This is a genomic window from Synergistaceae bacterium DZ-S4 (genome assembly GCA_025943965.1).
In the GTDB taxonomy this organism is placed as follows: Bacteria; Synergistota; Synergistia; order Synergistales; family Synergistaceae; genus Caenicola; species Caenicola nitritireducens.
In genome coordinates this window covers 1-13,453 of sequence record JAPCWD010000002.1, presented here as the reverse complement: position 1 = coordinate 13,453, position 13,453 = coordinate 1, and the positions used below count along the sequence as shown (strand labels likewise).

The 13,453-nt window shown below is 51.2% G+C and carries 14 protein-coding genes; all 14 read right to left on the bottom strand.

From position 1 onward, the window contains the following. Window positions 1–91: 91 nt before the first annotated feature. The 14 genes from OLM33_01480 to OLM33_01415 all read right to left on the bottom strand — a co-directional run bounded on the left by OLM33_01480 (window position 92) and on the right by OLM33_01415 (window position 13,163). A complete protein-coding gene (locus OLM33_01480; protein ID MCW1712346.1) occupies window positions 92–790 on the bottom strand; it encodes an anaerobic ribonucleoside-triphosphate reductase activating protein in 699 nt (232 codons plus the stop codon). Continuing rightward, window positions 787–2,922 (bottom strand): anaerobic ribonucleoside-triphosphate reductase, encoded by a 2,136-nt coding sequence (nrdD, locus tag OLM33_01475; GenBank protein MCW1712345.1) that lies wholly within the window; start codon window positions 2,920–2,922, stop codon window positions 787–789. Before nrdD ends, OLM33_01480 begins: the two co-directional genes overlap by 4 nt. Continuing rightward, complete coding sequence (nrdR, locus tag OLM33_01470) at window positions 2,912–3,391, bottom strand: transcriptional regulator NrdR (GenBank protein ID MCW1712344.1); 480 nt, start codon at window positions 3,389–3,391, stop codon at window positions 2,912–2,914. The genes nrdD and nrdR overlap by 11 nt, the downstream gene beginning before the upstream one ends. A gap of 198 nt (window positions 3,392–3,589) precedes the next feature. After that, window positions 3,590–4,672: an aminotransferase class V-fold PLP-dependent enzyme gene (locus tag OLM33_01465; GenBank protein MCW1712343.1), complete on the bottom strand. Its 1,083-nt coding sequence runs from the start codon at window positions 4,670–4,672 to the stop codon at window positions 3,590–3,592. 123 nt (window positions 4,673–4,795) lie between these two features. After that, the gene (locus tag OLM33_01460; protein MCW1712342.1) at window positions 4,796–5,257 is read right to left on the bottom strand and encodes a GatB/YqeY domain-containing protein; all 462 of its coding nucleotides are present in this window, start codon (window positions 5,255–5,257) and stop codon (window positions 4,796–4,798) included. Window positions 5,258–5,259: 2 nt separating this feature from the next. After that, window positions 5,260–5,448 carry a 30S ribosomal protein S21 gene (gene rpsU, locus OLM33_01455; GenBank protein MCW1712341.1) on the bottom strand — a complete coding sequence of 63 codons (189 nt, stop codon included), beginning with the start codon at window positions 5,446–5,448 and terminating at the stop codon, window positions 5,260–5,262. A 109-nt stretch (window positions 5,449–5,557) separates the two neighbouring features. Continuing rightward, the gene (gene mtaB, locus OLM33_01450; GenBank protein ID MCW1712340.1) at window positions 5,558–6,913 is read right to left on the bottom strand and encodes a tRNA (N(6)-L-threonylcarbamoyladenosine(37)-C(2))-methylthiotransferase MtaB; all 1,356 of its coding nucleotides are present in this window, start codon (window positions 6,911–6,913) and stop codon (window positions 5,558–5,560) included. Further along, on the bottom strand, window positions 6,910–7,617 hold the full coding sequence (locus tag OLM33_01445; GenBank protein ID MCW1712339.1) for a 16S rRNA (uracil(1498)-N(3))-methyltransferase: 708 nt from the start codon (window positions 7,615–7,617) through the stop codon (window positions 6,910–6,912). The genes mtaB and OLM33_01445 overlap by 4 nt, the downstream gene beginning before the upstream one ends. After that, window positions 7,592–8,464: a 50S ribosomal protein L11 methyltransferase gene (locus tag OLM33_01440; GenBank protein ID MCW1712338.1), complete on the bottom strand. Its 873-nt coding sequence runs from the start codon at window positions 8,462–8,464 to the stop codon at window positions 7,592–7,594. The genes OLM33_01445 and OLM33_01440 overlap by 26 nt, the downstream gene beginning before the upstream one ends. 153 nt (window positions 8,465–8,617) lie before the next feature. Further along, window positions 8,618–9,349 (bottom strand): ABC transporter ATP-binding protein, encoded by a 732-nt coding sequence (locus OLM33_01435; protein MCW1712337.1) that lies wholly within the window; start codon window positions 9,347–9,349, stop codon window positions 8,618–8,620. 4 nt (window positions 9,350–9,353) lie between these two features. Beyond that, entirely contained in the window at window positions 9,354–10,121 is a 768-nt protein-coding gene (locus OLM33_01430) for an ABC transporter ATP-binding protein (protein ID MCW1712336.1), read from the bottom strand. Next, window positions 10,121–11,005, bottom strand: a complete 885-nt coding sequence (locus OLM33_01425) for a branched-chain amino acid ABC transporter permease (GenBank protein ID MCW1712335.1) — start codon at window positions 11,003–11,005, stop codon at window positions 10,121–10,123. The genes OLM33_01430 and OLM33_01425 overlap by 1 nt, the downstream gene beginning before the upstream one ends. Before the next feature lie 10 nt (window positions 11,006–11,015). Then, complete coding sequence (locus OLM33_01420) at window positions 11,016–11,897, bottom strand: branched-chain amino acid ABC transporter permease (protein MCW1712334.1); 882 nt, start codon at window positions 11,895–11,897, stop codon at window positions 11,016–11,018. A gap of 114 nt (window positions 11,898–12,011) precedes the next feature. Next, complete coding sequence (locus OLM33_01415; protein ID MCW1712333.1) at window positions 12,012–13,163, bottom strand: ABC transporter substrate-binding protein; 1,152 nt, start codon at window positions 13,161–13,163, stop codon at window positions 12,012–12,014. Between the last annotated feature and the right edge of the window lie 290 nt (window positions 13,164–13,453).

The window sequence follows — 13,453 nt, the reverse complement described above, 5'->3', positions numbered from 1 at the left end:
TGCTTGTGCGCCGACAATTATAACTCATTCACAGATCTTTTTCATCATGTCTCTGTCAATGGTCCCCAATGATCAAAGAGACATGGTAAGGTCATCCTCTAACCCTGATGTCCGGGAACTCTTTCTTGAGCCTGTCTGGGTCTGCCGGGGGACGGCTGCAGAAATCGGGGTCAAGGCAGCCGACTGGCCTGAATGGCTGTATCACCCAGTGAGAGTCGTCGTCCAGCTCATTTCTGATTTTCTTCATGTCTTCGATGGTGAGGAGACCGTCGATAAAAGTCGTCCTGAACTCATATGATGGTGCTGCCCTTTTTATCAGGGCAATGCTTTTGCTTATGGCCTCAGGATCCGCATCGACTCCAGTAACTCTTTTGAGGGAACATCTGTCAATCGGTGATTTGACATCCATCGCCACATGGCTCGCCAGGTCCTCTTCAAGAAGCCTTTCAAGGATCTCAGGCATCGAGCCGTTGGTGTCAAGTTTTACGCTTATTTCAAGCTCTTTCATTTTCCGAATAAAATCGAAGAGTCCGCTCCAAAGTGTAGGCTCCCCTCCTGTAAGGACGACCCCGTCAAGGAATTTTTTTCTCCTGCGTATATCGTCTGTTATCCGGACCAAGTCCAGCTTTTCGCTCTTACCAAGTACAAGTTCGCTGTTATGGCACCAGGGACACCTGAAATTGCATCCACGTGTGAATACCACTGCAGCGACATGTCCGTCCCAGTCTAAAAAAGATGCGGGGAGATATCCCCCCGCAATAAATCTTTCAGGATCTACAGGTACTGTCATACCGGAGCCTTGACCGGACCTCTTGCCCTGTCTCTGAGCTCTCCCCTCTTGCCTGCGTTCCAGGAAGAAGTCCTTGTGAAATACCCTGTTACCCTTGTAATGCCGTCGACATCTTCAGAGCCGCATCTCGAGCAGGAATCGGAAAGCCCTCTCTCAATGTGGTTGCAATCGTTGCATATAGTAAATTCGGGACTGAAGGCGACCTGCGCGTTTTCTGAATGCCTGAACGTCTTGATGACAAAGGAGGCCAGCGCCGCCGGATCGGGCTTGTGTTCTCCCATCCATACGTGGGTGATGGCTCCCGCCTTGATCATCGGGTGGAGCTCTCCTTCCCTCATTACCTTGTCTATAGGGTCCTGGACCAGTTTATAATTGAGATGAGTGCTGTTTGTGTAATATATTTCACCTGTCTCGAAACTTCCTTTAATGTACCGGCGGGCAACATCGGGATATGACCTCAGGTCAAGCTTGGCGAAGCGAAGTGCGGTGCTCTCTGCGGGAGTCTGTTCAAGCACTATCTTTAGGCCAAGCCTTTCGGATAGCTGCTGGCACTTGAGATCCATATACTGTATCACGGCCTTGCCCAGCTGTTCCGCATGTTCGCTCTCGTGAAGCTGGCTTCCGGTAACAGCCTCCACCATCTCGTTGAGGCCGAGTATCCCGATCAGGTGGCTTGCCTTCCTCATCCTGAGGTATCCCTCGTCGTCGTGTGATACGCAGAGTGCCGCTAGCGGACCATGCAGGCCGAGGTCCAGTATGCTCTTTATGAAAGCCCTTTTCTGGAGATGCGCCTTCGCAGCCAGTTCCATCTCTTCGTCTATTATCTCAAAGAGAGCCTCTTCGTCCCCGTTGCACCTGTATGCTGCCCTCGGAAGGTTCAGTGTCACGTTCTGCAGCGCACAGTAGCGCATCTTCCATGGGTGCTTTGCCTCGTCAAGGTCCTCGGGCGTCAGCTCAAAAGAGAGCCTGCAGCATTCTGAGAGTTTCGCTACTCCGCCCCGGTCAAATACAAAATATGTGTTACCCTTTTCAGACGAAAGGGCGCAGGCCTGATGAAGGAATTCTTCCCAACCAGGTTCCCTGAAGAAATAATCGGTGATGTGCAGCAGCGGCTTGGGGAAGAAGAATGGCTGTCCTCTGCTGTCTCCGTCCATGTAGACGTCAAACAGCGCCTTCAGGAAGAGCTTCGATTCCGCATCGTAGTCGGCATATGTCTTTCCGGTAAATTTTCCTCCCGGTCCGATCGCAGGGACGTCCCTGAAGTGGTTTGGTATCTCGTAATAAAGGTTTATATCTGTGAAGGCCACCTGTCCGCCCCTGCCTCCGGCCAGCTGGTTGAATTCAAATATCAGCTGCTGTGCAAGTTGTTTGTGCTGATCGTATGTCCACCCCACCAGATAGGGGGCAAAGTACATGTTGACGGCGTCCCATCCAATGGCTCCGGCAAAGTGGTTCTGCAGCACCGATGTCATCTTGAGTATGTGGGCAAGGAGCACGTCGGCGTGCTTCGCCGGGTTGGAGACGCTTGTTATAGAAGGGATATTAAGGCCGTAGCGGGCAACGTACGCGACGCTCTGCCCGGAACAATAAGGACGGTTGACCATTCCCAGGTCATGCAGGTGGATGTCTCCCTTAAGATGCGCATCGGCTACGTCTTTTGTGAATACTTTTGTAAGTGCGTATTCCTTGAGGACCATCTCTGCTATCGAAAGATTTATCGATTCTGGGTTGTGGCTCGTATTGCTGTTTTCCTTGTTTTTGGTGAGCATCATCTTCTCAAGGTCGTGTACAGGAAGGCCTATCCTGCTGTGGTCGGCAAGTTTTGCCTCCAGGCCTCTCTGAAAAAGCTTGACGTTGACCATTTCACGGATGATCGTTGTCGTGACATGGCTCCTCCCATACCTCAGGAGTTCCTCTTCCACCTCAAGTGCTATGCCTTCGGCTGTGGCAGGATCGACTCCTGCCTCTATTATAAGGGCGTCCCTGATCCTGCTGGCATCCCAGGGAGAGCTTTCTTCCTGGGCGAGAGCATCGACCATAAGCGCAAGGTCTGTAGACTCCCCCTGCTTCTCAAAGAGTTTTCCCTGTTTGCCGAAATATGACCCCGGTTCCTGTAATGCATCATTTGCCATTACGATGTGCCTCCTTGTCCTCCAGTAGTTTTGCTATCTCATGCGTGAAGCTGGAGATATCAGTGAATTCCCTGTAAACTGACGCAAACCTGACGTAAGCGACTTTGTTAATTTTTCTCAGCTCTTCTGAAGCATATTCTCCGATCACTGAGGTGGGGATCTCCCCCTGTCCGCCTGCCCTTACTTTCGCTTCAATGCCTGCAACTGCTTCTTCTATCCTCTCAAGCGGGACTGCCAGCTTTTCACATGCTCTCTGAAGTCCCTTCATAAGTTTGTCCCTGTCAAAAGCCTCCCTGCTCCCGTCCTTCTTGACCACCCAGAGGTAGTTTTTCTCTTCAAGCCTCTCGTAAGTGGTAAAACGGTTCTGACACTCCGGGCATTCGCGCCTCCTCCGGTTTACCCTGCCCTCATCAACGCTTCTGGTTTCAATGACTCTTGTCTCAGGTGCACCGCATACCGGACAGCGCATCAGAATTCCCCCTAGACACTATATGTGAACGTTTTTTAAGTATAACACTATATATGGTGATTGAAAATGAGAAAAAGCAAAAAATGACTCACTTATAAAACTTTTAGTAAAAAGAGGAACAGTCGCTGAAAGATTGAAAACGGACCTGCAGCAGGCCCGCTTTCAAGAGGTCATACAAAAAGAAAGAAAGGTCTTGTCCTATTTGTTCAACACTTCCTCAAGAATATCCATGCCCTTTCGTACCAGTCCGATATCTGCCTGTGATCCCATGTGTCCTATCCTGAACACCTTTCCGGCAAGCTGTCCGTAACTCCCACCCACAGCCATGCCATGTTCCCTGAGCGATGCATCTAGCCGCGGCCAGGTCCATCCGGAGGGTATCCTGACCGCTGTCACCGTCGGCGATGCCAGCTCCTCTTCCCTTGCATACAGCTCGAGTCCCATTGACGCTATCCTTGAACGGCAGTATACGGCTGTTTCGTTGTGTCGCCTGAAAGAATTCTCAAGTCCCTCTTCGAGCAGTGACTTCAGCGAGAGGTTCATTGCGGCGTTGGCGTGCCAGTTATGGGTACAGGGCATTTCCATCTTTTCCTCCGCATCTCTCCACGGCAGAACGGCGTCGTAGCCCGCATAGTCGACTCTTTCGGCAGCTCTCCAGGCTCTTTCGCTAACCGTCAGCACGGAGAGGTCCGGAAGGAGTGAGAGGCATTTCTGGCTTCCAAGGAGTCCCAGGTCGATCCCCCACTCGTCCACCCTTACGTCCGATCCTCCTGCGCTTGCGACAAAATCAACGCAAAACAGGGCCCCGCTCTCTTTTATCATTGGAGCTGCATCGCCGATCGGGTTGAGAAGTCCGCTGGGGGTTTCACAGTGCACTGCGGTCACAACATCAGGCCGGAATGAATCGAGTTCACGTTGCAGTATGTTTTTTTCAATGAACCTGCCGTCTTCTGCTTCAAGATACCTTACCTCGGCGCCGACAGCTTCCGCCATCTCTCCGAGACCATGCCCAAAGAGACCGTTTGAGAGCGCCAGGACCTTGTCTTTCGGGCATACCGTGCTCTTCAGTGCACCCCAGAGAACTAGCATAGCTTCTCCGGACTGGATGGTGACACTGTTTGTTGTTTTGAGGATCTCTCTGAGAAGTCTCTGGTTCTCTTTCAAAAGTTCATAGAAGTCTTTTTCCAGGTCAGAACTTCCGAAATCAGTCATATAAGCCTCCCTGAATTTTACCGGAACTGATACCGGACCCGGGACAAGCGGTACTTCGTATGTCTTCATCCTGATCGCCCCTTTCGATAAATTGATGTATCGGATACTTAACTGTGATCATCATGGCCCGAGAGCCTCAGAACGAAAAAAATGCCGAACACAAGTCCGGCATTTTAATTTTGTTTCCCTGGTTTACAACATTGATGAAAGATGTTTAAGGACCAGATCTTTTACTTTTCCGCCGTCCGCGCGGCCTTTGACCTCGGCCATTGCCTTGCCCATGACTTTGCCCATATCCTTCGGGCCTGAGGCTCCGACCTGTGAAGAGATCTCTGCGACGATCCTTATGATCTCTTCCTCCGGCAGCTGCTCCGGTTGGTAAGAATCAAGCACCTTTATCTCATCGAGTTCCGTTTGAGCTCTGTCTGGGGCTCCGCCGGACCTGTACATTTCAGCCGCTTCGTTCCGCTGCTTGATGAGTCTCCTTACCAGCACAAGAACTTCATCATCTGTAAGCGGAATATCTTTGCCTTTTTCGATCTGGGCCATCTGTGCGGCAGATTTAAGCATCCTTAGGACCGAGAGTCTGAGATCATCCCTCTTTTTCATTGCATCTACCAGATCATTCTGGATCCTGAGCAAAAGGTCCGACATGTCTAGTAATCAGCCTTCCTGCCTCTGTTTCGGGCCATTTCAGCCTTCTTACGTTTCTTGATCTCGCTGGGTTTTTCGTAATGCTCGTGCTTTTTTGCTTCACGAAGCACTCCCACCTTCCGAAGTTCGCGCTTAAAACGCTTGAGCGCGTCTTCGATCGACTCGTTATCTCGTCTCGTTACGGTGGTCACCTACATTCCCCCCTTTCTCGGCCACTCACAAAACATAAAGACAAATGTGCAGTGGGGGATAAACACCATGTTATTGTATCGTACTATTGAATTCGATACAAGCGGTCAGTTACAAAAACTCTGGAAAATCGGAATATTCTCCATCGCAGCCTTCCACAGTGCCGGATGCCAAAACACCCTTAACATATCTTTCAGGGATAAATCTGACCTCTTTGCCTGTTCCGGCTTTTTCTGAAAACGTGTCAGCCCTTATATAGTTCCTGGTAAGTCCGCGGACTATGCCTTCTGTTTTTTCCTCGACAAGGATCTCGACCTCTTTCCCGATCCACCGGGAACAGTAATCCCTGTGAAGGGTCTCCGCTGTACTGAGAGCTCTTTCCATCCTTTTTCTGACGTCTTTTTCCGGGGGACACTGCATAAGTGCAGCATCAGTACCTTCCCTTGGTGAATAATTGAATACGTGCACTTTTCCAAAGCCGATGTCCTTTATAAATTTGATGCTCTTTTCAAATGCCTCTTCATCTTCACCGGGAAATCCGACCATAAGATCAGTACTCAGGTGGATCTCATTTCCCAGCTTATCTCTGATGTTGTCTGTGATCTCACGGAATCCTCCTGTTGTATAGCCCCTTCTCATCGCAGCGAGAACGCTGTCATCGCCGCTCTGAAGAGGGAGATGCAGATGTCTGCAGAATGTTTCTGTTTTGGCGATCGCATCCAGGAGTTCACCGTCCACAGCAAATGGTTCTATCGACCCGAACCTCAGCCTTTTAAGTCCCTCTATGGATCCGATCCTTCTTACCAGTACCGGCAGGTCTTCGTGCAGTCCCAGATGGACTCCCGTGAGAACTATCTCCGGACAGCCGGATCGTACGATCCTCTCTGCCTCTTCGACCGCATCATTCACATTCCTGGACACGGGCCTTCCCCTGACATAGGGTACGATACAATAGCTGCAGAAATGGCTGCACCCGTCCTGGACCTTAAGGAACGCTCTCGTATGAAGTCTGGGCCTGTCGAGAAGCAGTTCGTCCCATGATCCGCCGGTCATGATATCTTCCTTGAAAAGGGAAAGAGACGATCTGCCTTCCTTTTTTTCGAGCCAGTCAGAAGCTATCTCCGGGATCATGTGCTTCACGCGGTTTCCGACAAGAACGTCAACTCCCAGTGCCTCCCTTTCAGCATCGGACATCCGCTGGGCATAGCACCCGCAAAGAATGATAAGGGAACGGGGGTTTTCCCGCCTTAGCCTGCGTATCAGTTTACGGCACTTTCTGTCTGCGGCCGCAGTAATGGTGCAGCTCACAATAACCGTTATGTCGGGCATATCCTGGGAATGGATACCGCCCGCCTTTTCCAGCAGGGCGGCTATTGCCTCTCCCTCATACTGGTTGGTCCGGCAGCCCTGAATATGTACCGAGTACGTCCTGTCGCATAATGAGAGCAATTTCAGATCATCCTTCATCTCATTGAGAACCAGCCGCACGCCACCGCAACAGCTGTGCTTGCCCTTAGTATCCTGCTTCCCAGACTGACCGGCCTGAAACCTTTTTCAAGCAATAGTCCCGCTTCGGAAGGAGACCAGTCTCCTTCCGGTCCTATCGCGATCGCGGCAGCATCTCCTGTCTCCTGTTCTGAAAGAGGTTCTGCCTCTAAGGAAAGCATCGCCGCAAACCTGCGATCAGGCAAATATTCGGGATCCAGATCCCTGAGCGCTGCAGGCGGCACTATCAGTGGCGGAGATCCGGCTCCTGCCTGCTTGGTCGCCTCATCCAAGATCTTCTCCCACCGGGACATTTTTTCAGCCAGTTTGATTCCTGCGTATCTTGGAACGCTTCTTTCGCATGAGAGGAGCCTTATCGTATGCACACCGGTCTCAGCCGCGAACCTGAGCGCCTGGTCAAACTGATCGTTCTTGAGGATCGCAAGCAGAAGATGCAGCTCTGTTGACGGCCCGTCCTCCGAAGTCCTCGACAATTCCTCAGCATAGACTGCCTCACCCTCGCATGACAGCCGCAGGCTGATCTTTTCTCCGTATGCAAGGCCCTCTGCCAGGGAACCTGTGCTGCAGCGCCTTACTCTTATCAGATGGTGTGCCTGTTCTCGGTCAATAAGCCAGCGCCCTTCCTTTAGGATGCATTTTTCAAGACGCAGCCTTGGCAGCGACACCCCACCATTCTCCTTTCTCATGCTCCCTTAATATGGACAGTCCGGCATTTTCCATAGCTTCAACAAAACGCGCTCTCTCAGTCAGGAGCATACCAGAAAAAATGGCCATTCCTTCTTTTCCTATTATTTTGGGGACCTGGCCGACCATCGTGATCAGCGGCTCGAGAAGTATATTTGCAGTGAGTATGTCCACCCTGTGTCTGAATCCTTTAAGAAGATCGCCTGTTGCAAGATCGATCTTGTCCTGATCCAGTCCGTTGAGTTCAAAATTTTTCCTGACCTCTTCGATCACAGCGGGATCTATGTCACGGGCATACACCTTTTCCGCTCCCAGTTTGACGGCGCATATGGTCAGTATCCCCGAGCCTGTGCCTATGTCGGCGGTAGTCATTCCCGGCTTTACAAAATCCTCCATAAGTTCGAGGACGATCTGTGTGCTCTCATGATACCCCGTGCCAAAAGCGCTTCCCGGATTTATGTAAAGGGGTATGAGTCCTTCCGGTTCGGTACCTTTGTGCCATGGGGCAAGGACGACCATTTTTTTCCCCACCGACAGAGGAGGAAAGGCCTCCTCTGAGGCTACGTTCCATGGCTGATTTTCGATTTTACCGAAATCATCTATTTTAATGTTCTCCCATTCCCGCATCGCACCGAGAAGTTTTGATTTCCAGAAGTGAAGGTCTTCGCTGCTTCTGTAATAAGACCTGAGTCTTATCCCTCCGAGCGGAAGCTCCTGGAGTTCAGTCCCAATGCTTCCTGAAATGTCGGCTAAGGAAAAAAGCACTTCCTCCAGCCCCTCTTCTGCTGATAAAGTTATATACCACCAATAGCTGTCGTTCTTCCCCACCAGACCCAACTCCTTTCACGGCTCAAGGTGCACTTTATTGTACTCTATTAAGACCTTCCCGAACAAGAAAACATCCGGACTCTATAAAAGAAGAGGATCCCGTCCTCAATGGGGCAGGATCCTCAATAAAAATATACCGTCTGCAATCTTTTTCTACTTCTTTTTCCCTCCCAGGTAGGCCTCTTCTATCTCAGGATTATGCAGCAGTTCCTTTGAATCCCCCTCCATTACAATCTTTCCTGTCTGGAGTACATATGCCCTGTGTGAGAGCAGTAGGGCTTTCCTTGCATTCTGTTCTACTATGAGGATAGTCATGCCCAGCTGTCTGTTGACCTCTGTAAGTTCTTTGAATATCTCACTGATTATTATCGGAGCAAGGCCCAGCGATGGCTCGTCGAGGAGCAGGACCCTGGGCATCGCCATAAGAGCCCTTCCGATGGCAAGCATCTGCTGCTCTCCTCCCGACAGTGTCCCCGCATACTGGCTCTGCCTCTCTTCCAGACGCGGGAAGAGGTGATAGACTTTTTTGATCTGTTCCGAGACGATACTGCGGTCCTTCAGAGGGAACGCGCCCATCTGGAGGTTTTCATAGACGGTAAGCGGGGCAAAGACTTTCCTCCCCTCGGGAGAGAGGCTCACTCCCGCTGCAACGACCTGAAAACTTCTTGACGGGAGCGGATGCCCGTCGATCAGGATCTCTCCTCCTGCCTTTGGCACATCGCCCATTATCGCGCTCATCATGGTCGACTTCCCTGCTCCGTTAGCTCCGATAACGGCGACTATTTCACCGGAATATACATCAAGATCGACACCTTTGAGCGCCCGGATGGCCCCGTAGTTCACGGAGAGGTTTTTTACAGAGAGGATCGGGGTGACATTTTCCATAGTCTTATTCCTCCTCTCCAAGATATGCCTTCAGGACTTCAGGGTGGCTCTGTATCTCATCAGGAGATCCTTCAGCTATTTTAGCCCCGAAGTTCATGCAGACTATGTGCGGGCATATGGCCATGACCATGTCCATGTGGTGCTCGATCAGCAGTATCGTAAGCTTGAAATCGGCATGGATGAGCCTGATGAGTTCATTGAGCTGCTCGACCTCTTCTGCGTTCATTCCTGCAGCCGGCTCATCCAGCAGAAGCAGCTCGGGCCTGAGGGATATGGCCCTTGCGATCTCAAGGCGGCGCTGCATGCCGTAAGGGAGTGTTCCTGCCGCCTGGTCTGCGCGGTCTGCGAGCCCTACCCTCTCAAGCAGTTCCATACTTTCGTCCCTGGCTGCCTTCTCCATCTTTTTCCACCTTCCCAGATGGCTGACAGCCTCGAAAAAGCTGTAGCTATAATGCTGCTGGGCTGCTGTCATAACGTTGTCCAGGACTGAAGATGCGGTAAATAGCCTCAGGTTCTGGAATGTCCTTGCCACGCCAAGCGAAATGACCTGGAAGGTCTTGAGCCTGTTTATGTTTTTCCCCTTGAATTCTATCTCTCCGCCCGTTACGTCATAAACACCGGTAACAAGGTTGAATATGGTCGTCTTGCCCGCGCCGTTGGGGCCTATAAGCCCTGCAAGTTCGCCATTTTCGATGACGAATGACATATCTTTGACGGCCTGGACGCCTCCGAAAGCCTTGTTGACTTCCTTAAGTTCAAGCATGGCGGACATCAGCGGACACCTCCGTCGGCGGCAGTGATCTTCTTCCTGCGGGAAAAGATGCCCTTGATGTAATCTTTGGTAAGCTCGTTGGTACCCATGATCCCTTCAGGTCTCAGGACCATTACCAGAACAAGGACCAGGCCGTAGACAAGCATGCGGTACTGCGATATCGGCCTGAACAGCTCCGTCACCAGTGTCAGTATGGTCGTTCCGATCAGGCATCCGCTCATTGAGCCCAGGCCTCCGAATACGACTATGGAGACCAGTTCTGTGGATTTGGCCATGTCGAACATGACAGGCTGGATAAAGGACATGAACCCTCCGAGCAACGCGCCTGAGACCCCGCAGTAAAAGCCTGAGATGGCAAGACTGAAGACCCTGAACCTTGCAGTGTTGAAACCGAGCAGCGAAGCGGCCACGTAGTCGTCCCTGCATGCTTTGAAAGCCCTCCCGTAGTTGCTGTTCACCAGGAAGAACATCCCTGCCCCCATCACCAGCAGAAAGCCCACAGCCACAGACATTGAGGAATAGTTTTCTATTCCGGGATAGCCTCTGGCTCCCCTTGTCACGCTTTCCCAGTTCTCTATGACCAGCCTTATCGCTTCACCAAGGCCCAGAGAGGCTATCGTATAGTAGTCGCCGACCAGTTTGAGCGTCGGTATGCCTATGAGATAGGCAAAAATCATGGCAACTATCCCCCCTGCAATTATGGCTCCGATGAAGTGGACCTCATACTGCACGGTAAGTATGGCTGCCGTGTATGCGCCTATCGCCATATATCCGGCATGACCGAGCGTAAAGACTCCCGTAAAGCCCGTGAAGAGTGATACTCCCAATGCCGCTATGCAGTTTATTGCAAGCAGTGTGATTATCCCGGTAGTGTAACCATCCATTTTCAGATACCTACACTTTCTCGCCCACGGATTTTCCGAAAAGTCCCGTGGGCCGTACAATGAGAGTAACGATGAGAAGGCCGAATACCACCAGGTCCCTGAACTGGCTGGAAATGAAACCTGCCGTCAGCATTTCTGCCAAACCCAGGATCAGGCTCCCGACAACAGCCCCGGGAAGGGAACCCAGCCCGCCGATAACGGCTGCGACAAAAGCTTTTGTCGTTATCATGCCAAGCTGCGGATAGAGTGTGTACCTAACAGATAAAAATATGCCCCCGACTCCCGCGAGGAGCCCGGCCACGAAGAAGACTATTGAGATCAGCCTGTTTACATTTACCCCCATCAGCCCCGCTATACGGAGATTGTAAGATGCAGCCCTGATCGCGAGCCCCCATTTGGTCTTTGAAAGGAAAAGCTGCAGGCCGACAAGGAATACTACCGCGGTTGCCAGCGACAGAAGGTCAAAAGCGCTGGTCGTTGCCAGGCCAAAGACATTTACCGGTTGCGTCGGAATCACCGGAGGAAGCGCCCTGAAACGGCCTCCGACGGTAACTACGAAAATATTCTCGATAACGATGCTCATACCCATCGATGCGATAAGCATATAAAGTGTGATGGGAGTACGCTCGCGGATCGGCTTGTATGCCAGGCGCTCAACTATGACAGCTGAGATCCCCGCTCCGATCAACGCGGCGAAAGAGGCTGCCAATATACCCATCCCGGCACCCCTCAGTGCAAAATAGCAAATGTAACCGCCGATCACGAGAAAACCACCATGTGCAAAATTTGAAAAGAGAAGGATAGAGTATACGAGTGAGTAACCAACTGCTATCAAGGCGTATACCGACCCGAGAGAGAGGCCGTTGATGACCTGCTGGATTATCATATCCAATTTAAAACACCTCTGCCTTTCTGGTGCCTAACCAGTCCTCAGAACCTGAAGCAAGGATCTGAACGGGCTTGGGGAGTGATTCCCCAAGCCCTCGTGGAATAGCATTCAGTGAAATTATTTGGGTTCGACTTTCTGGAAGAATTTGGCCTTAAGGTCATCTCCGACCTTGAGGATTATTCCTGCCTTGTTGAGCGGGTTGTGATCCTTGGGATTGATCGTCAGCGTCGCATGGTTGAGCTTGAGTCCCTTTGTTGCTTCGAGAGCCTTAGCTATCGCGGGGCCTTCAGCCTTGCCTGCGCGCTTGATCGCGTCTACGAGCCAGTATGTCGCGTCATATGCCATTGTTCCGTTTACGAATTCCTTACAGTCATCCTTGTAGACTTCCTTGTAGCGTGCAAAGATCGGTGACATGCCGGGATCTTCGAGGTATGTGTGGTTGACCCAGTAGGTACCCTTCATTGAGTCCCCGGCGATCTCGTTCATGAACTCGCCGTATCCGTCGCCGCCGATGATGGTGATGTCATTGAGTCCGAGTTCCCGGGCCTGTTTGATTATGAGGGCCATGTCCTTACCCATTCCCGGCAGGAAGAGGGCGTTTGCCCCGGAGCTCTTTACCTTCGTCAGCTGTGCGCGGAAGTCGACGTCTGTCTCACGGTAACCCTCATCGGCAACAACTTTGCCTTTAAGGGCTGTATAGCTTTTAACGAAGAATTCCCTGAGTCCCTGTGCATAGTCTGAACCTACGTTGTAAAGGATAGCTGCCTTGTCCTTTTTGAGGGTCGTCATTGCAAGTTCCGCAGCAAGAGCTCCCTGATAGGGGTCGGTGAAGCATATACGGAAAGAGTAAGGGCGGACCTTTCCCTTGTTGTCGACTGTTACGAGCGGGTTGGTCCCTACTGTTGAGATCTGCGGGGTCTTGCCCTTGTCAACGATGGGAGCGGTTGCGATGTTGATCCCGCTCGAGTTCGCTCCGATGATGGCTACGACCTTGTCGCTCTCTATCATACGGCGGACAGCGTTGACTGCGTCTTCGTTGCGTGTCTTTGTATCATAAATGACAAGTTCGATAGGGCGGCCGAGAACTCCGCCCTTTGCGTTGACATCACCGACCACCATTTTGGCCATGTTTACTTCAGTGATTCCGTAAGCTGCGTAGTCGCCGGTGAGGGCTGCGAGATATCCGACTTTGATGGGATCGGCTGCGAGTGCCGCGCCTGCTGAACAAAGAATAAAAATGACTGCCATAACCGCAAGGATCTTCTTCAATATACTGCACCTCCAATAATATTGTGGAAATATTTCAGATACTTTCAGGACCGCTGTGTGATTCGGGAACCTAACTCCTGAGCCTCACCTCCAGTCAGCTGCACAGTAATAATACAAGAATGGAAAAAATACTAAGAAGGTCTCGTGTCTGCTTCGATTATTCTAGTCGTCACTGAATAACGTGGATAATACAGTCACAGACTATATTTATGAGTAATTATAAGATATAATATCTGCAAGAAATCTATATAAAACGAGGAGAAACCTTGCAGAAATGAAACCCAAAACTA

Coding starts and splice junctions, on each gene's coding strand:
- OLM33_01480 (MCW1712346.1), bottom strand. CDS start 790: ATGACAGTACCTGTAGATCCTGAAAGATTTATTGCGGGGGGATATCTC.
- nrdD (MCW1712345.1), bottom strand. CDS start 2,922: ATGGCAAATGATGCATTACAGGAACCGGGGTCATATTTCGGCAAACAG.
- nrdR (MCW1712344.1), bottom strand. CDS start 3,391: ATGCGCTGTCCGGTATGCGGTGCACCTGAGACAAGAGTCATTGAAACC.
- OLM33_01465 (MCW1712343.1), bottom strand. CDS start 4,672: ATGAAGACATACGAAGTACCGCTTGTCCCGGGTCCGGTATCAGTTCCG.
- OLM33_01460 (MCW1712342.1), bottom strand. CDS start 5,257: ATGTCGGACCTTTTGCTCAGGATCCAGAATGATCTGGTAGATGCAATG.
- mtaB (MCW1712340.1), bottom strand. CDS start 6,913: ATGAAGGATGATCTGAAATTGCTCTCATTATGCGACAGGACGTACTCG.
- OLM33_01435 (MCW1712337.1), bottom strand. CDS start 9,349: ATGGAAAATGTCACCCCGATCCTCTCTGTAAAAAACCTCTCCGTGAAC.
- OLM33_01430 (MCW1712336.1), bottom strand. CDS start 10,121: ATGTCCGCCATGCTTGAACTTAAGGAAGTCAACAAGGCTTTCGGAGGC.
- OLM33_01425 (MCW1712335.1), bottom strand. CDS start 11,005: ATGGATGGTTACACTACCGGGATAATCACACTGCTTGCAATAAACTGC.